Source organism: Burkholderia oklahomensis C6786, from assembly GCF_000959365.1.
Classification (GTDB): Bacteria; Pseudomonadota; Gammaproteobacteria; order Burkholderiales; family Burkholderiaceae; genus Burkholderia; species Burkholderia oklahomensis.
Map to the genome: position 1 here is coordinate 1,817,495 of NZ_CP009556.1, position 26,108 is coordinate 1,843,602.

Genomic DNA, 26,108 nt, shown 5'->3' on the forward strand with positions numbered 1-26,108 from the left:
TTAGCGGGCGCGAAGGGCGGCGAGCAGCCCTTCGACCGGTTGAAAACGAACTTCCAGCTCGGCGAGCAGCACGCTCTGCATATCCTTGCGGAACGCGTCGAGCCACGCGCTCGATGCGACTGTCGCGGCGGTTTCCTGGGCCTCTGCTTCAGTGTTGACGTCGGCGTTGGCGTCGGCGTCGGCCAGCCGCTGCAGCTCGGCCTGGCGCAAGCGCTCGAAGTACGCGCCGAGCAGCTTGGGCACGGATGCCAGCAGATTCCGCTCGCGCGCGGCCAGCGCGCGCTCCATCGTCGCGTCGAGCACCGCGAGCCGGGCGAGCGCGGGCGTCCGGGCGGCCATCATCTGCCGCAGACGGCCGCGCAAGTCGCCGATATCCATCTCCATCGCCTGCTGCATCGACAGGTAGTCGTGACGAAAGAGCGTGAAATCGACCGGCGCGTCCGAGGACGCATCCCGGGCGGCGGCCGGCGCGGCGCTGTCGCGTCCGGCGGAGAACGCGCCGGTGCGGGCGATCGCTTTGGCGAGCGACGCGCGCACGCGCACGCCGAGGCTGTCCGCGTCGTCGCCGACGGCGCGCGCGCCGGCCGCCACGGCGGGCGGACTCATGCTCAGCGCCGAGGACAGCGCGATCGCGTCGGTCCAGGCGAGCCATCGGCTCAGCCGGTCCGACAGCGATTGCCTGGATACCGGAACGTCGGCGTCCGCCAGGCGAGCAAGCAAGCGGATCAGCGTCGGGCCGCCGAGCGCTCTACGTTGCGGGACTTGCACCATGCCGCGAGTGTCAGTGTCAAAAAAAGGCAGCAGTTTACACGTTGGCGGGGGGAGGGCCGGCAGTTCTCGCGCGAGCAAGGGCGGATGCGGGCCGGATGGGGCGGGAAATCGGCCGAAGCAGCCATCGCCTCCGTCGGCGCAGCGTCGCGTCGCCGAGCGCTTGCCGGCGTGTCCGAAGAGGCCGCGGGCCTCGGCGACGCCGATCGTCGATGCGCACGATGCCGTCGATCATTGTCGATTCGACTCGCTGCGAAGCCGGCCCCGAATCGGCCCGTCGATTGTTCGGTCCATCACGCAACTCAATTCGCGTCGCGCCGCTTTATCGACCCGCGCGGGTCGACTACATTCCTTTCGTCGCCGGTCGAAAGCGTCGGGAAAAATCGCCGGTTCTCCGAAATGTACGAACTTTTGCCAAGGGAAAGATCATGAGCAAGCTTACGGGTAAGGTGGCTGTCGTCACGGGCGGATCCAAGGGTATCGGGGCCGCGATCGCCAAGGCGCTCGCGGCGGAGGGGGCTTCCGTCGTCGTCAACTATGCGAGCAGCAAGGCGGGCGCCGATGCCGTCGTGGCCGAGATCGCCGCGGCGAACGGCAAGGCGGTTGCGGTCGGGGGCGACGTGTCGAAAGCGGCCGACGCGCAACGCATCATCGACACAGCCGTCGAGACGTATGGCCGCCTCGACATTCTCGTCAACAATTCCGGCGTATACGAGTTCGCGCCGATCGAAGAGATCACCGAAGCACATTTCCGCAGACAGTTCGACACGAACGTGTTCGGCCTGCTGCTCACCACGCAGGCGGCCGTGAAGCACCTCGGCGAGGGCGCGAGCATCATCAACGTCAGTTCGGTCGTGACCCGCATCACGCCGCCGGCAAGCGCGGTGTACAGCGGGACGAAAGGCGCGGTGGACGCGATCACCGGCGTGCTCGCGCGCGAACTGGGGCCGCGGAAGATCCGCGTGAACGCCATCAATCCGGGCATGGTGGTCACCGAAGGCACGCACAGCGCGGGCATCATCGGGTCGGACCTCGAAGCGTCCGCGGTCGGCCAGACGCCGCTCGGCCGTTTGGGCCAACCGGACGACATCGCGTCGATCGCCGTCTTTCTTGCATCGGACGACGCGCGATGGCTGACGGGCGAGCACCTGGTTGCGAGCGGCGGCTTGCGGTGATCCGGGGGCGGGCTTGTCCCGTTGCGCCTGCGCCGTTTATCCGGCGAACCGGCGATTGAAACGATGAAGGCCCGCCCGGGGGCGACCCCGGGCGCCGGCTTCGTGCAAAGGCGGTCGGGTGCCGTTCCTCTCGACGCGATGCCCGGCCCTCGATCGGCTAAGATACGCTCCGCCAAACTCATTCCCGACCAGACGGAGCGTCATCAGTGATTCAGCCGACCCACGTATTCAAGGACAACCTCGCCCAACTGCCCGCCATCGACGGTGTCGAGCGCATCGATCTGGTCGACGGCCGCGGCGCCGTGGTGGCGAGCATCGAGAACATGCCGGGCAAGCAGGGATCGCTGGCGGTGTATCACTATCTGCGCCAGGCGTTCGGCACGCTCGACGCCAAGGCCGCCGAGCACGGTCTCGCGGTGTTCGCCGAGCACACCGCCGACGCGCGCAACCGTCCGGGCGCGCATCCGAACGTCGATCGCCTGCTCGCGATCGCGGCCGGCGGCGAAGCGCTGCGCGTCGACGTCGTCGCACGAGCCTGACGCGCTTTTTTCATACGATGCGGCGCGGCGCGGCGCGCCGTCGCCGCGCGTCGCCGCACCGATTCGTCGTCTGCCTGCCGACCGTGACTGGTCGTCAAAGCAAGGAGGCGTTCGTGGGTGCGCCGAAATGGCCGCGAGATGTCCGCGAGCCCAACGGCAATAATAAAACCGACTGATTGGCATTCGAAACTTGATTCTTTAAATCAACATCGAATTTCTCGATATTTCGAAAATGCCGGCTAATGGAGCGAATCGGGATTCGGAGCGTGTTCCGATCTCGCGCGGCTGAAAATACGCGATGCATCGAATCGTCAGCGTTGCGGATGCGTGCTTCGCCGCGGCCAGCGACCAGCCGGGCTTCGTCGCGACAGGAACCCGGATGCCGGACCGAAAATCGAAAGCCATTTGAATGAGCGCGCGCGATCCGATCCGCCGGGCAACGTTCATTCGAATCGGCTTGCAAAAGCATACGGCCGGATAAAATAAAAAATAACTTGATTGCCGGAATCAACGTTGACAGCCGAAGTTGGCCGACAATAATCTTGTTGCGATATCGACAAATCGAGAATATCCATGCCCGATCTCTCTTCTTTATCGCAATCCGAGCAATCCGAGCAATCCGAGCAATCCGAGCAATCCGGCCGCGCTCGCACCGCCACATATCTGCACGAAATCTGGCGGGCCGCGAACGGCGATCCCGACTATCTGCGCGCATTGCGCTTCAGCGGCGCGGGCGTCCTGCCATCGGTCTTTCCGGTCACCGATTTCGCGTCGGCCGCGATCGGCGCGGCGAGCGCCGCGATCGCCGAGCTCGTGCATCGCGCGACCGGCAAGCTGCCCGGCGTTCACGTGGATCGCCGCTATGCGTCGCTGTGGTTCGGCACGTCGCTGCGTCCGCGCGGCTGGCATGTGCCGCCGCCGTGGGATGTGATCGCGGGCGATTATCGCACCGCCGACGGCTGGATCAGGCTGCACACGAACGCGCCGCATCATCGCGACGCCGTGCTCGCGGTGCTCGGCGCGCCGCTCGACAAGGCGGCCGTCGCGCGTGCGGTCGAGCAGTGGCGCGGCGACGCGCTCGAGTCCGCCGTCGTCGCGCAGGGCGGTTGCGCGGCCGCGATGCACACGCAGGACGAATGGGCGCGTCATCCACAAGGGCTCGCGGTGCGCGCGGAGCCGCTGCTGATTCACGACGACGTCGCGGTCGAGGGCAAGCGCCCGGCGTGGTCGGCGCCCGCCGAACGGCCGCTGCACGGCGTGCGCGTGCTCGACCTGACGCGCATCCTCGCGGGCCCCGTCGCCACGCGCTTTCTTGCGGGCTTCGGCGCGCAGGTGCTGCGCATCGATCCGATCGGCTGGGACGAGCCGAACACGGTGCCGGAAGTCGTGCTCGGCAAGCGCTGCGCGCGTATCGACCTGAAGTCGGGCGAAGGGCGTGCGCTGCTGCGGCGCTTGATCGGCGAGGCCGACGTGATGGTCCACGGCTACCGGCCCGACGCGCTCGAGCGGCTCGGCTTCGACGCCGACGAGCGGCGCCGGATCAATCCGGGCCTCGTCGACGTGTCGCTCGATGCGTATGGCTGGAGCGGGCCGTGGCGCGGACGCCGAGGCTTCGACAGCCTCGTGCAGACGAGCGCCGGCATCGTGGAGACGGGCATGCGCGAAACGCGCGACGAGCGTCCCGTGCCGCTGCCCGTCCAGGCGCTCGATCACGGCGCCGGCTATTTCCTCGCGACCGCCGCGATTCGCGGCCTCGCGCGCCGGCTCGCGACGGGCGTCGGGGCGAGAACGCGCGCGTCGCTCGCGAGAACGGCGGTGCTGCTCGCGTCGGGCGGGCTGCAGGAGCAGGGCCGGCCGCCGATCGCGCCCGAAACGCCCGACGATCTGGCCGAGTGGATCGAGGAGACGAGCTGGGGGCCGGCGCAGCGCGTGCGCGCGCCCGTGGCGGTCGACGGCGCCCCGGTGCGCTGGCCGCATCCGGCGAGCGCGCTCGGCTCGTCGCCTGCCGAGTGGTAGCGGGCGCGCGTCGGCGCATGCATCACGTTCACGCCGGAGCACGCATAAGAATCGGATAGTCGTAGCCAGCGGCGGCGGCACGGGAATCGGGTCGGCTGCCGCGCGTCGTTTCGCGCGGCAGCGCGCGCATGCGGTGATCGCCGGCCGTTGCGCAGACGTGCTCGCGCGCGCCGTCGAGCAGAAAGGCGATACGTCTCCGCACGCGCCCGCACCGTCGCCGGCTTAGTCCGAAACGGCGGAATTGTCTCCGTCGCGTCGGCCGCAGTCTCGCTAGATTCATCGTTCATATCGCCAATACCGCGGGACACACGACGAAAACGATTGGATTGATCGGCGGGGTGAGCTGGGAATCTCGAAGCGGCGCTGCGCGACGCGGGTGCAACGACGCGCCGGGCGGCGACAGGCCGCGCCGGTGTCCAATCATGTCGCGCCGCGTTTTCCTGCACGATGCGATCCGTCCTCCTCGGATGGGAACGGGGCCCGATCGGCCGAGCCGCTCAATGCAGCATCCCCAGCCGCTCCGCCATCGGATGCCGCTGCACATAGCACTGAAACGCCTCGATGAACACGTTCTCGGCCCCGTTCATCCGGCGCTCGCGGTTCCACATCAGAAAGATCTCGACGTCGAGCAGGCCTTCCTCCGGCGGCAGCCGCCAGAGCCGCTGCCGCGCGAGGTCGTCGCGCACGATGTGCTCGGGCAGGCAGCCGATTCCATAGCCCGCGAACACGAGGCGGCGGATTTCGTCGAGACTCGCCGACGTCGCGACGATGCGCCCGGTGAAGCCGCGCTGATCGCGAAACACGGTGAGCGGCGCGAGCGCGTCGCCGATCTGGTCGCTGGTGAACGAAACGAAATTCTCGGCGAGCAGATCTTCGATTTTCAACGCCTGCCGGCCGAACAGGCGGTGGTGACGTCCGCAAAACATTGCGTAGCGTTGTCGCAAAAAACTGCGTAATTCGATTTTATCGACCGGCGTCCGACATAATGCGAGTCCGCAAGTCGCGGTTTTTTGCAATAAAGAAGAAAGAATATCCGCCGAACGCATGACTTCGATATGCAGATCGATGCGCGGATAGGTGCGGCGGAATTCAGCGAGAAACTCGTCGTAGACGGGCGATTCGACGCGACTCACGCACAGCAGGCGCACCGATCCGGTCAGCTCGCCGCCGCGGTCGTCGAGCTCGTTGTCGAGCCGCGACATGTGGCCGTAGATGTCGGTTGCGATCCGGTACACCTCTTCGCCCGCGCGCGTCGGCAGGAACTGCGCGCCGCGCCGCTGGATCAGCGTGCGGCCGAGCGAATCCTCGAGCCGCTTGAGCGCCTGGCTCACCGCCGGCTGCGTCAGGTGCAGCCGCGCGGCCGCACGGCTGATGCTGCGCTCCTGCATGATCGCCAGATACGTCCGCAACAGATTCCAATCGAGGCGATCCATCAGCACGCGCGCGACATGGGTTCGAATATTCGACACTTATTTTTACTCCCGGGAAACGATTTTGCATCGTAAAACTAGATTAACGGGATTTATTCTTAAGATAATAACTTAGAATTTGACCGATTAATCCCGGTGCGCGATAAATCGCCCACTTGCCGAACCCGATTCGTTCGGCCGAGGCGGACATTTCAGCGAGGAGATCGCATTGGACCGGGGCATCCCACCGAACCTGCCGGCGCGCCAGCCGCGCCGCGCGGCCGGCGCCGCATTCGTCGGCACGATGATCGAGTGGTACGACTTCTACATTTATGCGAACGCGGCCGCGCTGGTATTCGGCGAGCTGTATTTCCCGTCGCACGATCCGTTCTCGAGCACGATGGCGTCGTTCGCGACGTTCGCGGTCGGCTTCTTCGCGCGGCCGTTCGGCGGACTGCTCTTCGGCCATCTCGGCGATCGGATCGGGCGCAAGAAGGCGCTGATGACGACGCTCGCGATGATGGGCGTCGCGACCGTCTGCGTCGGGCTGCTGCCGAGCTACGAGCGCGTCGGCATGCTCGCGCCCGCGCTGCTCGTGCTGCTGCGGATCGTGCAGGGCGTCGCGGTCGGCGGCGAGTGGGGCGGCGCGGTGCTGATGGCGGGCGAGCACGCGCCGCACGGGCGGCGCACGTTCTTCGCGTCGTTCGCGCAGCTCGGCAGCCCCGCGGGGCTCATCCTGTCGCTCGTCGCGTTTCGCGCGGTCACCTCGATGGAGCACGAAGCGTTCATGTCGTGGGGCTGGCGTCTGCCGTTTCTCGCCAGCATCGTGCTGCTCGCGGTCGGCGTGTTCGTTCGGATGAAGGTCGACGAGTCGCCCGAGTTCGTTCGCGAAAAGACGATGGCGCGCACCGTCGCGCGGCCGATCGCCGAGGTGCTGCGCTCGTCGCGCGCGATGGTGCTGTTCTGCCTCTGCGCAAACACGATCGGCATCGCCGGGCTGTATTTCACGAACACGTTCATGATCGCGTTCACGACGCAGCACGTCGGCGTGACGAAATCGCTGATCCTCGATTGCCTGTTCATCGTCGCGATCATCCAGTTCGTGACGCAGCCGATCGCCGCGTGGCTCGGCGGCAAGCTCGGCGACGCGCGCTTCCTCAAGCTCGCCGCGCTCTTCGCGATGGCGTCGCCGTATCCGATGTTCATGCTCGTGCAGACGGGTCGCCTCGTGCCGATGGTGACCGGCATCGCGCTCGCGACCGTGTTCCTCGCCGGCTTCTATTCGGTGATCGCGGGTTTCGTGAGCGGCGCGTTTCCGACGCGCGTGCGCTATTCGGCGATCTCGATCTCGTACCAGATGTGCGGCGCGATCGCGGGCGGCCTGACGCCGCTCGCCGGCACGTGGCTCGCGCATCGGTTCGTCGGGCAATGGTGGCCGCTTGCGGTGTTCTATACGTGCCTGGCGGCGTTGTCGCTGCTCGGCGTGATCGCGCTCGACGCGCGCAGGCATCAGCGGGCCGACGTCGCCGACGCCGTGCTCACGCGCTGATTCGCGAAGGAGGAAGACTTCAGTGTGGCAAATCGACGGTACGCGACTATGGGACAGTTTGATGGAACTCGCGCAAATCGGCGGCACCGCGCGGGGCGGCGTGCGCCGGCTCGCGCTGACCGACGCCGATCGGCGCGGCCGCGAGCGCTTCGCGCAGTGGTGCAGCGACGCCGGGATGACGGTGCGCGTCGATGCGATCGGCAATCTTTTCGCGCGGCGTGCCGGTGCGGATGACGCGCATCCGGCCGTGCTGATCGGCAGCCATCTCGACACGCAGCCCGAGGGCGGGCGCTTCGACGGCGCGTACGGCGTGCTCGCCGCGCTCGAGCTCGTGCGCACGCTGAACGACCGCGGGATCGTCACCGGCAAGCCGCTCGAGATCGTGTCATGGACCAACGAGGAGGGAGCGCGCTTCACGCCGGCGATGCTCGGCTCGGCGGTGTTTTCGGGCGCGATGTCGCTGGATGCGGCGCTCGCGGCGCGCGATGCCGACGGCGTCGCGCTCGCCGACGCGCTCGATGCGTGCGGATATCGCGATCCGCTGCGCGCGGCCTGGGCGCGCGGCCAGCATGCGTCGTGCGATCCGGAGCAGGTGCGCGCGATGCTGCGCGAGCGCGTCGACGCGTACTTCGAAGCGCACATCGAGCAGGGTCCGGTGCTCGAGCGGCGCGGCAAGACGATCGGCGTCGTGACGGGCGGGCAGGCGATCCGCTGGCTCGACGCGACCGTGACGGGCGTCGCCGCGCACGCGGGCACGACGCCGATGCCGTATCGGAAGGACGCGCTGTTCGCGAGCGCCGAGATCGCGCTCGCGCTCGAAGCGCTCGTCGCGCGCCACGCGCCGGATGCGCTCGCGACGATCGGGCAGAGCACGATCGAGAACGCGTCGCGCAACACGATCGCGGAGCGTGTCGTGTTCAGCGTCGATCTTCGTCATCCTGACGATGCGCGGCTCGACGCGATCGAGCGCGAGCTGCGCGACGCATGCGCGCAAACCGCCGCGCGCCGCGGCGTGACGGTCGACGTCGGCGCGCATTGGTCGAGCCCCGCGACGCCGTTCGATCCCGCGTGCGTCGCGCTCGTCGAGACGGCCGCGCAGCGCTGCGGCTATGCGCACGAGCGGATCGTGAGCGGCGCGGGGCATGACGCGATCCACCTCGCCCGCTGCGTGCCGACCGCGATGGTGTTCATCCCGTGCATCGACGGGCTGTCGCACAACGCGGCCGAGCGCGCGCTGCCCGAGCATGTCGCGGCGGGCGCGAACGTGCTGCTCGGCGCGGTGCTCGCGCGCGCCGGCGTGCACGAGCACCCGGCGCACGCCCACGCCGCAGAAACCTTGCCGCAGCCGTATTGACGGTCGATCGGAGAGCCGAGCTCGCATGCTGACTTATTTTCATCCGGACCAGTTGAAGCACAGTCCGCTCAGCTACCTGTCGCGGGGCAAGATGCGCACGCCGCACGAAGTGCCCGAACGGGCCGCGCGGCTCGTCGATGCGGCGAAGTCGCTCGGCTTCGACGTGCGCCCGCCCGCGGACTTCGGCGCGGCGCCGCTCGCGGCGGTGCACGGCGAGCGATATCTGCGCTTTCTCGCCGACGCGCATCGCGAGTGGCTGCGCATCCCGGAGGACTGGGGGCCCGAGGTGATCTCGAACATCTACGTGCGCGAGCCGAATCCGCTGCGCGGCGTGCTTGCGCAGGCGGCGCGCTATCTCGCGGACGGCAGCTGCCCGATCGGCGAGCACACGTATCGGGCCGCGTACTGGTCCGCGCAGGACGCGCTGGCCGGCGCGGCCGCGCTCGGCGACGGCGTGCGCGACGTGTACGCGCTCTGCCGTCCGCCCGGCCATCACGCGCGCCACGAGGCCGCGGGCGGCTTCTGCTATCTGAACAACGCGGCGATCGCCGCGCAGGCGCTGCGCGCCCGCTACGCGCGAGTGGCGATCCTCGATACCGACATGCATCACGGTCAGGGCATCCAGGAGCTGTTCTACGACCGCGACGACGTGCTGTACGTGTCGATTCACGGCGATCCGACGAACTTCTATCCGGCCGTCGTCGGCTACGAGGAGGAGCGCGGCGCCGGGCGGGGCGAGGGCTGCAACGTGAATCTGCCGATGCCGCACGGCTCGGACGAATCGGTGTTCTTCGCGCAGCTCGAGCGCGCGAAGGCGATCGTCGAGCGTTTCGCGCCCGACGTGCTCGTGTTCGCGCTCGGCTTCGACGTGTACCGGGACGATCCGCAGTCGAAGGTCGCGGTGACGACGGCGGGCTTCGGCCGGCTCGGCGCGCTCGTCGGCGCGTTGCGATTGCCGACGCTGATCGTGCAGGAGGGCGGCTATCACCTCGACACGCTCGCGCAGAACGCAGCGGCGTTTTTTCGGCGTTATCAGGCGGCGCGCTGATCGCGCCCGCCGGGACGCCCGGGCGGCGCAGCCGTCGCCCTGACGTCGGTTCGGTTTCGTTGGTTCGGCACTAGTGGCTGATGCTAGTGCGCCGCCCGCCATCTGGTGGTGGCCCTTGGATGCAGGCGGATTTTGCCGCGCGGTCGCTCGCGCGGCTTTTCTCTTTTTGCGCCGCGCTTGCGCGGGGCGCGTCGGCGAGATCGTTCGGTCATAGACGAATGAACGGCGAGTTGTGATGTGGCGAGCGCGTCGGGCGTCGATCATCGGCGTGTGTGCGTTGACACGTTACTGCTCGCATGACGCGACGTTGGCGCGAGCCGCTTTGACTCGATGCGCGACGTTGGCGCCGAGTTTGTCCGTTCACCGACGGATCGATTCGTGGCTGACGGTCACGCCGCACTCGAACAGCGACTCCCCGACGTCGCGAAGGCTGAGTTGAAAGCGGGAATGCCCGCGCACCGAGAGGTTGATGATCGGCGCCGGAAACCGGTGATCACGATACAGCGATTTCGTTTTCTTCATCACGTCATCTTAGCTGGCCAGCCCGCGAACGTGGCAATGCCTCCACGACAGATAGCCGCCGGTTCGAGACATGCTATCCAGCGCGAAAGCGCAAAGCGCGCACGCTAATTGATCGAGATCGGAACGATCAAGCCGGCGCGAGCTAGCGGGATCGTCGATGGTGCGGAGCGGACCGTACACAGCGGCGGCAGACGGTCTACTCCAGCAGCGACCACCACCAGCCGATCGAAGGAATATGCCTCGGCGGCGATATGGGGCAGTCCAGGGTATCGACGACCTCGATCTGAACGCTGTCGGATCTTACGTGCCGCACGTTCGTATTTCCGAGGAATTGGGGACTGCCGGGGGCGGTATAGCGGGGGCAGGTGCTGCCGAACACCAGATTGCCACTGATGATGTCTTCGAGTCCCTTGAAATACATGTCGAGCCGGGCGCCGACAGACCGTTGGCATTTTTTTTTCAACGCTAGATAGCAGAGTAGGCACTGGTTTCGCAGATCGAGCGCGTCCGACCGGGCCTTGTCAGGATCGCGATCGTCGCGCGACTGCGCGAGGACGTCGATGATGCTTGGATAGGCGGCGCCATCGTTTTTTTCCTTGTGGTGCGAGTAAATGTCATTATCTATGACGAGCACGAACAAGATGCATTGCGTCAACACCTGGATGACCGGGTTCGCCCGCTCGGCAGGCGTCATTGCGACGTCGTTGACGCATTCCGCCAATGCGTTGGCCATGTGCATGCCGACGTTTGCGGTCCTGATGGCACAGTAGACGTTGAGATCGGGCGCGTCCCCGATCTTCGTGAAGGCGGCCTCCCACGCGAGGCCTGACATGAAGTGACTGGTGGCACGCATCAGGCGGTCGATCTGTGCGGGGGATGTCCATGCGTTGATTCTGACTTTCACGTCGATGAGTGACTCGGCAATGCGATAGCCTCCGTCAAATCCGAAATCAGACGGACGAATGTAATTCGACGCTTCGCATAGGTATCCGATCGATTTTAAAAAGTGCGTGAGCCTAGGAAGATCGGCGCTCAACGGACCTTTCTCGACGAAATCGTCCAACAGGCAGTTCCATGCGGCGAAATCGGAGAAGTCCTGCATTTGATCGGGCTGGATGCCCGGATAGCAGCACTTCATGTAATGGGCGCCTACACCGGCCAGCGCGCGCGCGTGCCCGTCGCAGTCGACGAGACCTCGCTGAATCAGCCAGCCCGCCGTTCGATCGACGTAGTCGTCGACCGGTTGAAGCTCCTTCAACGGAAACGGACACAGTATTGACGGCGCGATTTGATTCATGGGCGGGGCCATAGGATTTCTCTTCCCGTTCGAAAGCGTGCGTCGTGGAGATGGGATAGGAAGTCGCGCCGGGAGCCGCGCTCGGCCGGCGAGGCACGGCGGGCTCCGAACGGTCCGTGACCTCGGATCAGGACAGGCGACGCACGACGCGCCCGATCATCTCTCTCAGAAAATCCGCTTTGGCATTGAACGGCGCGAGCGCCGCGAGCGCTTCGTCGGCCAGCCAGTGCGCCCACGCGCGTGACGCATCGAGTCCCAGCATGGTGACGTAAGTCGGTTTGTTGACCTGCGCATCCTTTCCCGCCGTCTTGCCGAGCGTGGAGAGATCGGAGGTCGAGTCGAGAATGTCGTCGACCACCTGGTAGGCGAGGCCGAGCAGATTGCCGTATTCGCCCATCGCGTTCCATGCCGCGCTCGACTCGGTGCGGCAGCCTGAGCCGCACAATACGCCCATTCTCACGGACGCCCGAATCAATGCGCCGGTCTTCATTCGGTGCATGCGCTCCAGTTCTTCGCGATTCAGATGCGTGCCGACGCTCGTCAAGTCGATGTACTGACCTCCCGTCAATCCCGACGATCCTATCGAGGACGCCAGTTCGTGCGCGAGCGCGACACGACCATCCGTCGGCAGCGGAATTTCGCTCAGTGTGAGAAATGCCTGTGAAATGAGGCCGTCGCAGGCCAGCAGTGCCGTCGCGACGTCGTACTTGGTGTGCAGCGACGGCTTGCCATGCCGCGTGTCGTCGTTGTCCATCGCAGGCAAGTCGTCCTGGATCAGCGAGAATACGTGGATCATCTCGATTGCGGCGGAAACTGGCGCAAGGACGTCGCGCGAAGCGTCGACCAGTTCGCCGGCTGCGTGGCAAAGCAACGGGCGTAGACGTTTCCCGCCGCCGAAGACGGCATATCGCATGGCCGCATGCAAATCGGAAGGCGGCGCATCGTCGGGCGGCAATAGACGATCGAGCGCCGTTTCCGTTTGCCGGATGGCCGCTTTGGTCCAACCGTCGATATCGAGTGAGCGTGCGCTCGGCGGCTCGACTGGGAAGTCGTCCGCTGTGGGGCCGTAATCGGCCGTCTTGGCGATGTCCGCGTTCATGACGTTCTCCCAGCAAGTGGACATGGAATGATTCCGCCGATGGAATGCGAAAGCGGTTGGCCGTGCACGCAGACCCGGCGTCGCCATAGCGCATGGACGGTGCCGTCACGTTGCGGCGCATGCGATCGCGCGGATTCGACGAAGCCTCGGCGTTGGCCGGGACCGGCTTATGTTCGTTCGCGACGTTCGGTGAAACGGATCACGCCGAGGCCGCGACGACGCGTGACCCGGCGAGCAACCTATGCGAAAAAAAAGGTGATGCGTCAACCCGGGCCTCGCTTCGCACTTGCATCGACATTGCCGACGCTGGGGGCGTCACAAGGGCGTGAAGGTGGGGCGCAATGAATTTCATGTCGATCCTCGTAGTTCGCACTGAAGAATGATGAGCGGACGATTTGCCAGGTGTGTGTCCAAGTTATTTGAGCGATACCAAGCCGGCCATCGGCGACGATCGCGCAGACGCGCTTCGATCGGCTGGCGCATGATCGCTTTCTGGCTGTCGGTGGTGACCACATCACGTATCGCGGGCGAACGCGTGCCTCCTGAAAATGCTCGGAGTAGGCAGGCTGTCGACGAGAACCCTGGCGAAAATGCCCGGGTGGAGTAGACGATTGGGCGATTTCGTCAAGTGAATGACTTCGAGCTGAGCCTGTCTGGCGAGACGACTCGACGCGGACGCGCGGGCCAGCCCGGCGCCGTACCAATGCATGATGCGAGTCGACAACGTCCGCTCGCCCGCGGTTTGGGGAAAGCGCATGTCCTCTGCCGTCGCCATGTCCCACGACGCGCGGACGATGGGAACGAATTGCGATTGAATCTCATGCGTCGAGCAGCGGCCGTCGAGCCATCGAGGAAGATGGCGCGTGAGGCAGTGCGCCTGCATCGCGCATAGCGTCATGCCCTGGCCGAAGAAGGGATTGATGCTGCACAGCGCGTCGCCGACGACGAGCAGCCCGTCCGGAAAACCGTCGAATTGGTCATAGCGACGCCACTGACTGCCGGGAACCTTGAACCCCGATACTTCGGACACCGGTTCAGCCTGACCGAGGCGATCGTATATGTCCGGAACGGGCAAGGTGCGCATGAATTCGACGAATTCGTCGGGATTCGGCTTTGGAAAGGCGTCGAACCATCCGCCGGCGGACACCATCCATCGATCGCCTTCGATGGGCAGCATCAGCCCGATGCGCTTCTGTTCCGGCGGCGTCGGCCAAATCACCACGGCCCGCCAGTCCTTGTGTGCGGGGCTGCGTCGATAGATTCTGGACGCGTATCCCAGATGCGTCTCGATCAGCATGCGCGGTGTTTCGTCGAGACCGGCGGCCGCGAGCCAGTTCGCCGTGCGCGATCCTCTGCCGCTCGCATCGATGACCAAGTTTCCGCACAGCGTGTCGACGCCGGCTGGCGTCGAGATCTTCACGCCTGCGACGGCAGGGCGACCGTTCGCGCTCGATACGAGCAGATCCGTGACGGCGGTTTCCGATCGAACGACGATCTTCGGATTCCGGCGTATCCGGCCGCGCAGGTAATTGTCGAGGAAGCGCCTGCTGAAGAACAGCGAATGCAGCTTGCTGGCGTAACATTGTTTCCAAAGACCGTATTGGAACCATTGGACGTCGTTGATGAGATCGGCGCCAACCGCGCCCGCTTGAACCAGATCATTCGTCAAACCGGGAAAGATCTCTTCCATCAGGCGCTGGCCTTCGAGCAGCAGAACGTGCGTGTGCTTTTCCTGTGGCACGCCCTGGCGATCGCTGGTCTTGTCGTCGAAGTCACCCTTTTCCACGATCGTCACCGTCGTGAAGTGGCGTGACAATATTTCGGCGGTCAGACAGCCCGCGATGCTGCCGCCGATCACTACCGCATGTTCGTGTTTGGATGCTGGCATGATGGAAGTCGATTGAATGAGTGGGCGGGTGCCGCATCGCGGAGCACGTAGAAACGCCGTCGACGAGCCGGTTTTGAACGGCGTGATGCGGCTCGAGCGGGCCTACGCGCTCCGGCGACTAGGCGCTAGCGGTGCAACGGAAGCCAGACCGGGATGCCTGGGCCCGGCGTGGTCGGGATGGGATCGCCGAGTATTTCGTCCGTTCTCGGGTCGAAGACGACGACTTGTCCGGAGCCCAGCATGCCGAAGCCGATCCAGGCGTTTCCGAGCAACGCGCCGCCGACCGGCGATTTCAGGAACGACAACGATGGCCCCATGTCGGAAATGTAGCCTCGCGTTCCGTCGTCGCTGAAGGCGACGCCTGTGGTCGAGCCGGCGGTCCTGATCCTCGCGATTATCGTGTCCGTGGCGACGTCGATAGCCAGGACTCCGGAGCCGCCGAGCAGCGTGACATAGAGTTTCTTGCCGTTCGGCGTGAGCGTCGACGTGAATGGCCACGGATCGGCCGAGCGTTGCGATGTTTCGTCGCCTGTCGGGATCGACTTGACGAGCTTCCAGTTCGGCAGATCGATCACGTCGATCGCGTTCACCGCGTCCACGTACAGCTTCTTGCCGTCGCGCGTGAAGGTGAACCAGGCAGGTAGCGTGCCGCTCGTTTCGATGGGCTTGCGTACGGCCTTGCCGGTTTGGGGATCGAAGGCGCCGAGCGAGCCGTTCGCGAAGCCGACGTATAAATTCCGGTCCGGCCCTTCGATTGCCGCCACCGGAACATCGTCGAACGTAAGACGCCGGACGACCTCGTCGCTACTGGTGTCGACGACTTCCACACTGTAAGTGCCTTGAGGCAGATAGATTTCCTTGCCGTCGATCGAGATGGAGGCGCCGAGCGGCACGCTCGTCAGCTTGATCGATTTGATTTTGCCGGTTTTTCTGTCGATGGCCGTGACCGTCGGTGGAATGAGACCGAAATTGTCGCTATAGATCTTGTTCCCATCCGGCGTCGCGATCAGCACCGTTGGCCGGCTGCCGAGCGGCAGAACCGGAATGTCGTTGATTGGAATACGCCGGCTGACTTTGGCCGTCCTGGTATCGATGACGGCGATTTGATTGAGATGCGCTTCCGGAAGATATAGCTCGCCTTCCGGGCCCGGCGAACTGGCGGCGCACGCGAAGGCGGACCAACCGATTACAAGCGGGATCAGCGCGTATCCGATATGGCCGCGGCGTGTACGCTTCCGGGCAGAGCCGCCGGCGGGCGGCTGCTTGCGCGCGAACGCGCAGAGGGAAAGGAAGAGGCCGTCAAGCCATGAAAATGAGATTCGCGTTGTTCCTTTCTTGTTTTTAAGCATCACTCGTAGCTTCATATTTCACCTGTCGTGTGAAATTCGTAGGACGACCGCGCCTTCTCCCGGGATTTGAGTCGCGGGAGTGTGATAAACGACGGGAAAGCTTAGTAATTGCCAATGCCATGGAAACGGTTGCAATTATTATACCGAAGTAAATGTCATCCGATCCAATGGCGGGAATTTTTTTATCTAGTGAGAAGCTGATAAATTCGAATATCTATATTCGACGTGAAGCGTCGGTATTTGGGTGATCCGGATTAAAATGCGGATTGCTCGAATGTTTATTTATTCGGGTTGGAGCGTTTTTGTGTTTATGTGAGCGCCGGAGGCGGATCAGTCGGTGATGGTGATCAGCCGTCTCGGCGAACGTGACAATGCAGGCGTGTGACATGAAGCGCGCGGTGCGCGGCGCGCGACGGCCATGCGCGCACCGGCGCGCACCCCGGCGAATGCCGAACCGGCCGACATCGGGATCGACGCCGCGCCGGTCCGATCGAACCGGCGCGGCGAGTCGATCCCGCATCATGCGTCGCCGCGCGCAGCTCGCCTTCGAGCAATCCGCTATTCAGGGCTTCGAACGATCACGAAGCCGCGCCGCGCGCGCCGCTCGTCCGGCTGGAAGCCGCCGCTTCCGTCGCGCCGTTGCGCGGCGTCACGCCGTCGGCCGCGCGGGCTTCCCACCAGTACTTGCCCGCCCGCAGCTTCGGATCCTGGATCGCCAGATACGTCGTACTCCACAATTGCGCGGCGTTCGCCTCGGTCACGTCGGTGCTGCGCGTGCCGAACGCTTCGGTCTGGTATTGCCCGTTCGCATACGACCACGACCACATCTCGGTCAAGCGCATGTCCTTCGCGTTTGCGATCACCTGCCAGATCTGCTGCCGCGCCTGCGTGAGCAGCGTGCGCACGTCGCCCGGCAAATCGGTGCGCGCGAGCTGCCGGTCGAGGCCCGCGACCCACATCGCCTGCTGCCACGACCAGATCACCGTGCCGTGATACGCGGAGTTCGTGAAGCGCGGCCACAGCGTCGGGTCCGCGTAGGCCGGATTCGCGATCAGCATGCCGACGTCGGTCACGAGCCCGACCGGGAACGGCCGCATCACGTCGGTGACGATGCGCGCGAGCAGGTCCGGCGGCGGATTGCCGAACAGCAACACGAAGCCGCCGTCCGAATGCATGATCGGGATCGGGTAGCCGCGCGCGTCGAGCGCGATCGCGTCGAACTGCAGCGCGGCGTTCGGCACCGTGCCGGCCGGCACGCCCGCCTGCGGCGCGTATGCGGCAAGCTTCGCGCGCGCGTCGTTCGGCGTGACGGCGACCTGGAAGTACGGCGGCGCGGCGCGCTCCCAGACGGCCGCCGCCGCGCCCGCGTTCGCGAGGACGGCGCGTTGATCGGCGCTCAGGTACGGATCCAGCAGACCGCGCGCGAGAAAGTTGCTCGTCGCGCGCAACGCGGCCGGCACGAGCGCGACGTTGACGTCGTACGGATAAACGCCGCCGCCGATGCCGTCGGTGCTGTCGCGCCAGTTGCCGACGATCTCGCCGGGACGCAGCCGGATCAGGTTCGCCGCGAGCGCCTGCTGCGCGAACGGCTGCGCGGTCTGGACGACGCGCACCAGATTGCTGACGAAGCGGCGGCCGTTCGCGACGCCGTCGCCGCCGGCCTGCGCGAGGTACGCGGCGGCGCGCGCCTGACCGCGCGGATCCTCGATCAGCCAGTCTTCCATGATCGGCGCGAGCAGGTAGTCGCCGTCGATCATCTTGTAGTCGTAGGTCGGCGTCGGATCGTTCGGGCGGCCGTGCTTGAGGTTGTCGATCAGCGCGAATTCGCCGATGCCTTCCTCGTGCGCGACCTTGCCGTCCGGCGACAGGCGGTCGAGCACCGAGCCGAGGCCGGCTTCGATCACGTCCGGCTGCAGCACGGGCATCAGCATGCGCACCGAGATCAGCGTGTCGCGGCCGAAGTAGGTGTCGTACTGCCAGGAGCCGGCGAGCAGCTTGTCGTGGAAGCTCAGGAATTCGAACACATCCTGGCTCAGCGGATCGGGGTTCACCGCCGACGTGAACAGATTCGCGCGCGTGATCGGCTGCAGCGGCGTCTCGCCGCTGAACGCTTCGACGCGCAGGCGCAGCGTCGGCGCGCCGGACGGCGATTGCAGCATGAGCCTGCCGGTGCCGTCGGCGGCCACCGCGCCGCCGTCGAGCACCGTGACGCGCAACGCGTAGCCCGGCGCGCCGTCGACGCGATTGCGCTGCCACGTCGCGACGTTGTCCGACACGGACGGCTGCGCGACGATGTCGGAAGGCACGGTCGCGCCGCCGTTGTAGTCGCGCAGGAAGCGCACGGAGCTCAGCAGCGCCTGCTTGATCGACAGGCTGCTCACGTCGGCCGACACGTCGACACCGATCCCGTACAGCGGCCGGCCCGCCGCGTCCTGCGTCGTGACGGGCGCGATCGGCGTGTCCTGGCTCCAGTTGACGGGCTGCGGCGTGTCGCCGAACCAGAGGCCCGTGCCGCTGTTGCCCGCCGGAAAGACGACGAGGAGGCGCGGCTTCGTCGACGAGCGCATCAGCAGATGCGCGGCGATCTTGTCCTGCCGATAGAACGCGTTGATCTGCCCGCCGCGATCGAGCCTGAACGCGAGCGCGGACGCGGGCGGATCGCCGCCGCCCGAAATGTCGTCGTGATCGGAACAGCTCGCGAGAAAGGCAATGAAAAATGCAAACAAATAGGTGAAGACCTTCCTCGTATCGAGACGCGTCTGCATATCTCCTCCATTTGCTCGTGGGCAAGTGAAATTGTGTCGATATGTCCGATGACGAGACGTCGCCGGACACGCGAAAGCACGGCTGAATGACGCTTGAAACGGGATGCCTTGTGCGAGACGGCCGGATTCGCTCTGTCGCGCGGGATGCGGAATGCGGGCGGACGCAGCAACGTGCGGTTGCCGTGCGCGCGTGGCGCGCGTAGCCGGAGCCGCTCGGGCCGGCGGAGCCGATGCTGCGGCCGCCGATCGCGAGCCGGGCGGGATGCGGATGGGGCGCGGCGCGTCGATGCGCGTCGAGCCGTCCGAGGGCGACGCGAGCCTATCGCGCCTCGGCGCAAACATTCGGACTTCGGCTACGTCGCGTGCCGCGCGCTCGCTTCCACACGTAGGCGTGGGACGTCAGCACGATTGCATGCTAAACCAATCGTCACATGATTGGGGCGGGAATGCGGATCGCCATGAGCGTTGCCGATACGAATTATCGTTAATGATTCTAAAAATAATTGAATTGATAATCCTGATTCAATAATCGATCGGGTCGTTCGCGCTCGATTCGCGAAAGGATGTTTCCGTGAGGATGGCGTACTGCTCTGATTGCCTTTGACGAGTATCGATATATCAATCGCCTGCTGCATTCTTGCGATGCGATTTGCCATCCGGCCGCTCGTCCGGCTATCCGTCGCGTACAGGCGTCAGGCGCCCGTCGTGACGAGCGAGATGGGCCAGGCGTTCGCTTATCCGGACCGTTCGATGCGACAGGGCGGCCAGGTCTTTTTTGGCCGGGCGGCCCCGTCGGCGCTTCATTTCTTCTCCGGCAGGAACCAGTTCATCACGAGCGCGCAGATGCCGCCCGTGGCGACGCCCGATTCCAGCACGTTCTTGAGCGCGTGCGGCAGGCTGGTCAGGATCTCCGGCACCTGGGACACGCCGAGGCCCAGCGCCAGGGAGACGGCGATGATCAGCAGCGCGCGGCGGTCCAGCCGGATGCCCGCGAGGATGTTGATGCCGGAAGCGGCCACCGCGCCGAACATCACCATCGCGGCGCCGCCCAGCACGGGCTCGGGCACGGCTTGCAGCACGCCCGCGACGGGAGGGAACAGGCCCAGCAGGACGAGCATGCCCGCGATCCAGATGCCCACATGGCGGCTGGCGATGCCGGTGAGCTGGATCACGCCGTTGTTCTGGGCGAAGACGGAGCTGGGGAAGGTGTTGAAGACGCCGGCCAGCAGCGAGTTGGCGCCGTTGACGAGCACGCCGCCCTTGATGCGCCGCATCCACAATGGACCTTCGACGGGCTGCTTCGAGATCTTGCTGGTGGCCGTGACGTCGCCGATGGCTTCGAGCGAGGTGACCAGGTAGATGATCAGCATGGGCACGAAGAGCGACCACGAGAAACCGATGCCGAAGTGCAGCGGCGCGGGGATCTGGAACAGCGCGGCTTCGCGCGCGCCGGTGAAGTCCAGACGGCCCATGGCGGCGGCCGCGAGATAGCCGATCGCCAGCGCGATGACGAGCGCGGTGCTGCGCACCCAGACGACGGGCACCCGGTTGAGCAGGATGATGGTGCCCAGGACGAGGCCGGAGAGGGTCAGGTTTTCGGCGCTGGCGAAGCTGCCCTTGGCCATCGCGCCGTAGCCGCCGCCCATGCTGACGAGGCCGACCTTGATGAGGGTGAGGCCGATCAGCAGGACCACGATGCCGGTGACCAGCGGGGTGATGAGGCGCTTGACGAAGGGCAGGATGCGGGAAACGCCCATCTCGACGAAGGAACCGGCGATGACGACGCCGAAGATCGCGGCCATCACGGTTTCGACCGGCGCGCCTTGCTTGACCATCAGGCTGCCGCCGGCGATGAGCGGGCCGACGAAGTTGAAGCTCGTGCCCTGGACGATGAGCAGGCCGGCGCCCAGCGGGCCGACGCGTCTGCACTGGACGAAGGTCGCGATGCCCGAGATCACCAGCGACATCGACACGATCAGCGTCGTATCGCGGCTGGGCACGCCCAGGGCCTGGCAGATCAGCAGGCCGGGCGTGACGATGGGCACCAGGATGGCCAGCAGATGTTGCAGGGCGGCGATGAAGGCGACCGCCGGGGCGGGCCGGTCGTCGGGGCCGTAGACGAGGTCTTGCGCGGATTCGGCGTCGTCGGCGCCGCGGGAAGCGGGTTGGGCGAGAGGGGCGGGTTGCATGGCGGAAGGGCCGGTCCAGGTGGAAAGTGCGGGATTTTAACGGGAAGGCTCCGCCTGCGCCCGGCAAGGCCGCCGGTTGGCCGTCCGCGCTCGCGCCGCGCGGGCGCCGAAGCAATGGAACGATTGGCTCGCATGTCACGAGCCAGAAATCACAGTCCGGTTATCACGGGACGACAGGATGGAATGTCCGAATCAGCAGAATGTTGTACAAAACGCACGCTCCCGTTGATCTGACATTACGCCTACGATTTTTTCGGTTAGATTTCCGCGCGACTGGCCTGTATCACGACGCGAACGATGAAGAGAGAGCCGTCGGCCGCGTCGATGTCGACGTTGACGAGCGGTTTCCGCGTGCGCGCAACGCATCCCGTCCGAGATCGCGCGTCGTCCGCGGATGCGACGATTGCCGCAGCGCGCCCGCGCAGCGAAAAACCTCGATCGGCGTCCTGACGTTGCTGCTTTGACGGCGACCTCCGGGGAAATCGCCGCGCCCGATCCGGCGCATCCGCCGTTCGACTAGACCCGCGTTCCGATTGCGCAGCCGGCGCCGCAGCGCGATGCGCGCACCGCAGCCGGCGACCCGCCGTGCGTCGGCGGGACGGCGCGCCCGATCGAGCATGACTCGTCGTCGGGCAACGCACCGTCCAAGCCGGGCAGCTTCAATGAGCGCCTTACCGCTTTGCAGTTCCAGGCCGGCACGTCGTGCCGGCCTGTCGTCGTACCGGCCGGGATAGAGAGATTCCGGCCCGATTCACTTCAACAAGAAAGAGGAAAAAAGGAATGCAATACGTTGTACGGGGTAAAGGCGCGAGCCTGACGAAGACGCTGGCCGCGATGCTGTTTGCTGCGATCGGCCTGAGCGCGTGCGGCGGCGGCGATGACGGCGGCGGCGCGTCGAGCAACGCGTCGGCGGGCGGCACCGCCGCCGTGCCCGCGCCCGCGCAGTCACGGGTCAAGATCGAAGGTCAGTCGCAGTCGGTGCTCGCCGCGAACGGTTATCTGCAGATCGTGTTTCCGCCCGTCGCATCGTCGAACTACGGCTCGCTCGTCGGCGATTCCGTCTACGGCCGGATCGAAGAGGCGTCGCTCAAGCAGGACGCGCCCGGCGTCTACACGAAGTTCTCCGAAATGGCCACGCTCGTCGCCGGCACCGTGACCGATCTCGCGGGCAACGGCCAGTTCGCGATCGGCCGCTGGACGAACGGCAACGACTCGCGCGGCAACACGTACAACGCGAACCAGGGCCGCCTGTGGGCGCTCGGCACGCCGGTCAGCGTGGCGCTCGCGGCGAACCAGTCGCTCACGTGCTCGCTCGCCGCCGCCACGCGTCCGTTCGCGGTCGACGGCAACACGGCGCCCGGCGCGCTGACGGGCGCGAGCGCGAAGGTCTATCCGAACCCCGCGATGCCGACGTCGGTCGTCTACGACCTGACGTTCCAGTATTCGATCGGCAGCGACACGCCGCGGAACGTGACGCTCGCCGCGCTGCCGGTCGGTCTGGGGATGAGCCGCGTCAACCAGTACCAGGTGATGAGCCAGTTCGGCGGCGCGGATGCCGCGAAGCCGTATCTGCTCGTTGCCTATACCGTGCAGGCGCCGACGGCCGGCGCGATCGCCGGGGTCGCGGCGCTGTCGTGCAGCTGATCGGCTGAGCCGTCGCGAGGGGCCCGGGCCCTTCGCGGCGCGCATCGAGGCGCGCGCGAGCGCATCGTCGACATGGCGATCGGCTCGCGCGCGCCGGGCAACGTCGCGTGATCGGCGATCGGCCGCGTGACAGAAGCCGCGCGTCAATCGTCGCGCCTCGCCCCCGCCAGCGCCGCCGCCTCGTCATAGATCGCCGTCTGCGCGACACCGCGCGCCACCGCCGCATCGTCGGCGTCCCCGCTCAACATCCCCCAGCGCCGATATTGCGACAGGAACCACATCCCATCGCTCGCGGCCGGCCGATTCACCGTTCCGTGCTCGTAGAACTTGATCGGCGCGGGCGGCTGCGCAAACGGCCCCGCGCCGTAGTCGCCGAGCAGCCGCGGCGCGATCTGCCCGACCGGCACGCCGATCGCGTCCGGCTCCGCCAGCCATGCGGCCGCCTTCATTCGGTGGTCCGCGTCGTCGAGCCATTCGCACGCATCGAGCAGCGTGCGCACCAGCAGGCGCGCCGTATTCGGATACAGCGCGACGAACTCGCGCCGGCACGCGAGCGCCTTTTCCGGATGGTCGGGCCAGACTTCGCTCGTCGCCGCGACCGTCCTGCCCGCGCCGCACGCCTCGGCGGCGGCGTTCCACGGCTCGCCGACGCACAGCCCGTCGAGCTCGCCCGCCGCGAGCGCGCCGACCATCTCCGGCGGCGGAATCACGACGCTGCGGATGTCGCGCAGCGGATCGACGCCGCGCGATGCGAGCCAGTGATACAGCCACATCGCGTGCGTGCCGGTCGGGAACGTCTGCGCGAACACGGGGCGCCGGCCGAGCGTCGCGAGCGCGGCCTTCAGGTCGCCCGACGCGCGGTAGGCGTCGGCGAGCCGGTTCGAGAACGTGATCGCCTGGCCGTTGCGGTTCAGCACCATCGGCACCGCCATGTCGGCGCGCGGCCCGCCGATGCCGAGCTGCACGCCGTAGACGAGCCCGTACAGCGCGTGCGCGGCGTCGAGCTCGCCCGACAGCAGCTTGTCGCGGATGCTCGCCCACGACGGCTGCCGGCACAGCTCGAGCGTCAAGCCGTAGCGTGCGCCGAGCCCGAGCCGCTGCGCGGCGACGAGCGGCGCGGCGTCGCTCAGCGCGACGAAGCCGATGCGCAGATGGCGGCGTTCCGGTGCGTCGAGAGTCGCTGTGTTCATGCGTGCTGTGTTCATGCGTATTGCACCTTCGATCAAGATTGCGTGTGCGCCGTGAGCAGCCGGCGGGCGGCCTCGACGATCCGGATGCCCTGATCCATCGCGCTGCGGCGCAGCGTCGCGTACGCGTCCTGTTCGGACAGCTTGCGGCGGTCCATCAGCATGCGCTTCGCGCGGTCGATCAGCTTGCGGTCGGCGAGCTCGCTCTCGACTTCGGCGAGCCGCTGGCGCAACTGCTCGTCGTGCGAGAAGCGCGCGAGCGCGACTTCGAGGATCGGCGCGAGCCGCTCGGCGGACAGCCCCTCGATCAGATACGCGCTCACGCCCGCGCCGACCGCCGCGCGGATCAACTGCTGGTCGGCGTCGTGGCTGAACATCAGCACGGGGCGCGGCGCGGTCGCGTTCATCACCGCGAGCTGCTCGAGCGTGTCGCGCGACGGCGATTCGGTGTCGATGATCACGACGTCCGGCCGCTGCTCCTCGACGGCCGCGGGCAGCCGCGCGGGCGTCGCGACCTCGTCGAGCATCTCGTAGCCGAGGCGCGCGAGCGTGTCGCGCAGCTCGCCGATCGGCTTGTCGGTGTCGGTGACGAGCAGCACGCGCAGCTTGGAGGGTTGGTCGGTCGATCCCATGTGTCAGACGGAAGAGGCGGGCGCGTCGCAGCGGCGCTCGCCCATGCCATTGTTTCTACCATACGCGCGCGGACGCGGCGCGCCGCGCCAGCCCGCGCCGATCAGGCCGCGTGCGAGATTCGGCGGCGCTCGGCCGCGTGCAAGGCGGCGTGCGCATCGTCCGGAAGCGCGCGCGCATTCGCATGCGGCGCCGCGAGCGCCTCGCCGATCGCGCGGCCGACGAAGATCACGGCCGGGCTGCCGAGCCCCGCTTCGGCGGCGCCGGATGCAAGGTGCCCGAGCGTGCCGGTCCAGCGCCGCTCGGCCGGCGTGCCCGCCCACTGGACGACGGCCGCGGGCGTCTTTTCGTCGAGCGTCGACAGCAGCCCCGCCGCGATCCGGTCGATGCGGCTCATTCCCATGTAGATCGCGAGCGTCGTGCCGGCCGCGGCGAGGCTCGCCCAGTCGGGCTCGCCGTGGTCCTGCAGGTGCGCGGTGACGAACGTCACGCCCTGGCAGTGATCGCGATGCGTGAGCGACACGCCGAGGCTCGCCGCGGCCGCGAAGCCCGACGAGATCCCGTTGACGATCTCGAGCCGCACGCCCGCCGCGCGCAACGCGGCGATCTCTTCGCCGGCGCGGCCGAACAGCAGCACGTCGCCGCCCTTGACGCGCACGACATGCGCGCCGCGCAGCGCGTAGCGGCACATCAGCCGCTCGATGAACGCCTGCGGCGTCGACCGGCAGCCGCCGCGCTTGCCGACGCGGATCACGCGCGCGTGCGGCGCGAGCGCGACGATGTCCGGATTGACGAGATCGTCGAGCAGCAGCACGTCGGCGGCCGCGAGCGCCTTCGCGGCCTTGAGCGTCAGCAGGTCCAGATCGCCGGGGCCGGCGCCGAGCAGCGTGACTTTGCCCATCGTGTTCATCTTCGTATCCCCATGCCGCCCGGGCGGCGCGTCCGAGGCGAATGCGCTTCGCCAAAAAAAGAACGGCGTCCTGCGCACCCGGCCGCCGAAGCGGCCGGATGCGTGGGACACCGTTGTCCAAGTGGACCGTCCGTCGGCGGACGATCCGGAGAAGTTTCGCGATGCTGCACCGGCGTCGTTGCCGATGACGCGTCACATCCAGCAATATCCGGGCCAACGGCGGCCGCGCACGCGCCGAACCGGCGCGAAGACGGCGCGACCGATGGCGCGCGCGTCGCAAGCGAGCGGGCGTCGCGCGCGACGCGCGGGCGATGGACCGGCGTCGGCGTGCGCGTGCCGCCTCGCCGGCGCGGGCAAAGCGCGTGCCGCGAGCCTTGGCGACGCGCGCTACGCGACGGGCACGGGCACGATCGCGCGGCCTTGCCGCCGACGCGCGCCGCGCGGCCAAAAGACCCGCCGCCGCACCCGGCCCCGCGCCGATCTGTCGCACGCGGACAGTGCTGCATCGCACCACATCTGTGCTTCGCTGCCTCACCGCGTATCGTCGGCGCGCGGCGCCAAATCCGTGCATGTCGGCGCAATGCCGCGCCGCGTCTCGTTTTCGGCTTTCTGGCACGGCACTTGCCTAGCGATCTTCGGCGAATCAACGACGATTCGCTTCGCAGCACCGAATACCGATCCGCCCGGCAACGGGCTTCCTGGGCAACGGCGTCCTACGCATCCGGTCACTCGACCGGGTTCGCAGGACGCCGTTTTCGTTTGGTGAGACA

General features: G+C 66.6%; 20 protein-coding genes and 1 pseudogene. 8 read left to right on the forward strand and 13 right to left on the reverse strand.

From position 1 onward, the window contains the following. Complete coding sequence (locus BG90_RS25850) at nt 1-771, reverse strand: DUF3348 domain-containing protein (RefSeq protein ID WP_010118978.1); 771 nt, start codon at nt 769-771, stop codon at nt 1-3. Nucleotides 772-1,196: 425 nt separating this feature from the next. Here BG90_RS25850 and BG90_RS25855 point away from each other — a divergent pair, with 425 nt between their 5' ends. Further along, nucleotides 1,197-1,943, forward strand: coding sequence for a glucose 1-dehydrogenase (locus BG90_RS25855; protein WP_010118976.1), 747 nt, complete (start codon nt 1,197-1,199; stop codon nt 1,941-1,943). 206 nt (nt 1,944-2,149) lie between these two features. After that, complete coding sequence (locus tag BG90_RS25860) at nt 2,150-2,482, forward strand: DUF2322 family protein (RefSeq protein WP_010118975.1); 333 nt, start codon at nt 2,150-2,152, stop codon at nt 2,480-2,482. A 94-nt stretch (nt 2,483-2,576) separates the two neighbouring features. Here the strand turns inward: BG90_RS25860 and BG90_RS35725 are convergent, their stop codons facing one another. Then, on the reverse strand, nt 2,577-2,993 hold the full coding sequence (locus BG90_RS35725) for a hypothetical protein (RefSeq protein ID WP_124072346.1): 417 nt from the start codon (nt 2,991-2,993) through the stop codon (nt 2,577-2,579). 62 nt (nt 2,994-3,055) lie between these two features. Between BG90_RS35725 and BG90_RS25865 the strand changes: the two genes are divergently transcribed. Further along, nucleotides 3,056-4,498, forward strand: a complete 1,443-nt coding sequence (locus BG90_RS25865; protein ID WP_010118973.1) for a CoA transferase — start codon at nt 3,056-3,058, stop codon at nt 4,496-4,498. Between the two features lie 497 nt (nt 4,499-4,995). On the opposite strand, the gene BG90_RS25870 is transcribed toward BG90_RS25865, so the two are convergent. Next, nucleotides 4,996-5,931: a LysR family transcriptional regulator gene (locus tag BG90_RS25870; protein ID WP_010109128.1), complete on the reverse strand. Its 936-nt coding sequence runs from the start codon at nt 5,929-5,931 to the stop codon at nt 4,996-4,998. Nucleotides 5,932-6,136: 205 nt separating this feature from the next. Between BG90_RS25870 and BG90_RS25875 the strand changes: the two genes are divergently transcribed. From BG90_RS25875 to BG90_RS25885, 3 genes are read left to right on the forward strand one after another with little or no spacing between them, the layout of a single operon-like run. Beyond that, entirely contained in the window at nt 6,137-7,456 is a 1,320-nt protein-coding gene (locus tag BG90_RS25875) for an MFS transporter (RefSeq protein WP_010109127.1), read from the forward strand. Between the two features lie 22 nt (nt 7,457-7,478). Beyond that, a complete protein-coding gene (locus BG90_RS25880; protein WP_025990242.1) occupies nt 7,479-8,810 on the forward strand; it encodes a Zn-dependent hydrolase in 1,332 nt (443 codons plus the stop codon). Between the two features lie 25 nt (nt 8,811-8,835). Further along, nucleotides 8,836-9,858 carry a histone deacetylase family protein gene (locus BG90_RS25885; protein ID WP_010118971.1) on the forward strand — a complete coding sequence of 341 codons (1,023 nt, stop codon included), beginning with the start codon at nt 8,836-8,838 and terminating at the stop codon, nt 9,856-9,858. A 297-nt stretch (nt 9,859-10,155) separates the two neighbouring features. Here the strand turns inward: BG90_RS25885 and BG90_RS33975 are convergent. The 7 genes and pseudogenes from BG90_RS33975 to BG90_RS25915 all read right to left on the reverse strand — a co-directional run. After that, a pseudogene (locus tag BG90_RS33975) lies at nt 10,156-10,380 on the reverse strand (IS6 family transposase); the annotation flags it as partial. Nucleotides 10,381-10,576: 196 nt separating this feature from the next. Then, nucleotides 10,577-11,677, reverse strand: a complete 1,101-nt coding sequence (locus BG90_RS25890; protein ID WP_045568571.1) for a terpene synthase family protein — start codon at nt 11,675-11,677, stop codon at nt 10,577-10,579. Nucleotides 11,678-11,804: 127 nt separating this feature from the next. After that, a complete protein-coding gene (locus BG90_RS25895; protein ID WP_025990241.1) occupies nt 11,805-12,776 on the reverse strand; it encodes a polyprenyl synthetase family protein in 972 nt (323 codons plus the stop codon). 514 nt (nt 12,777-13,290) lie between these two features. After that, nucleotides 13,291-14,664, reverse strand: coding sequence for an NAD(P)/FAD-dependent oxidoreductase (locus BG90_RS25900; RefSeq protein WP_045568451.1), 1,374 nt, complete (start codon nt 14,662-14,664; stop codon nt 13,291-13,293). Between the two features lie 125 nt (nt 14,665-14,789). Beyond that, nucleotides 14,790-16,013 carry a YncE family protein gene (locus BG90_RS37565; RefSeq protein WP_232355225.1) on the reverse strand — a complete coding sequence of 408 codons (1,224 nt, stop codon included), beginning with the start codon at nt 16,011-16,013 and terminating at the stop codon, nt 14,790-14,792. A gap of 578 nt (nt 16,014-16,591) precedes the next feature. After that, entirely contained in the window at nt 16,592-18,778 is a 2,187-nt protein-coding gene (locus BG90_RS25910) for a glucosidase family protein (protein ID WP_010118962.1), read from the reverse strand. Between the two features lie 800 nt (nt 18,779-19,578). After that, nucleotides 19,579-20,967 (reverse strand): uracil-xanthine permease family protein, encoded by a 1,389-nt coding sequence (locus tag BG90_RS25915; RefSeq protein WP_010118960.1) that lies wholly within the window; start codon nt 20,965-20,967, stop codon nt 19,579-19,581. A gap of 780 nt (nt 20,968-21,747) precedes the next feature. Between BG90_RS25915 and BG90_RS25925 the strand changes: the two genes are divergently transcribed. Beyond that, nucleotides 21,748-22,611, forward strand: coding sequence for a hypothetical protein (locus BG90_RS25925; protein WP_025990239.1), 864 nt, complete (start codon nt 21,748-21,750; stop codon nt 22,609-22,611). 143 nt (nt 22,612-22,754) lie between these two features. On the opposite strand, the gene BG90_RS25930 is transcribed toward BG90_RS25925, so the two are convergent. From BG90_RS25930 to cobA, 3 genes are all read right to left on the reverse strand, one after another. After that, complete coding sequence (locus BG90_RS25930) at nt 22,755-23,816, reverse strand: CmpA/NrtA family ABC transporter substrate-binding protein (protein ID WP_010118955.1); 1,062 nt, start codon at nt 23,814-23,816, stop codon at nt 22,755-22,757. Between the two features lie 17 nt (nt 23,817-23,833). Further along, the gene (locus BG90_RS25935) at nt 23,834-24,430 is read right to left on the reverse strand and encodes an ANTAR domain-containing response regulator (RefSeq protein ID WP_010118953.1); all 597 of its coding nucleotides are present in this window, start codon (nt 24,428-24,430) and stop codon (nt 23,834-23,836) included. Between the two features lie 101 nt (nt 24,431-24,531). Continuing rightward, nucleotides 24,532-25,338 carry a uroporphyrinogen-III C-methyltransferase gene (gene cobA, locus BG90_RS25940; RefSeq protein WP_025990238.1) on the reverse strand — a complete coding sequence of 269 codons (807 nt, stop codon included), beginning with the start codon at nt 25,336-25,338 and terminating at the stop codon, nt 24,532-24,534. Between cobA and BG90_RS25945 the strand changes: the two genes are divergently transcribed. Next, complete coding sequence (locus BG90_RS25945; protein ID WP_232355224.1) at nt 25,316-26,104, forward strand: hypothetical protein; 789 nt, start codon at nt 25,316-25,318, stop codon at nt 26,102-26,104. The genes cobA and BG90_RS25945 overlap by 23 nt on opposite strands. Nucleotides 26,105-26,108: the final 4 nt, after the last annotated feature.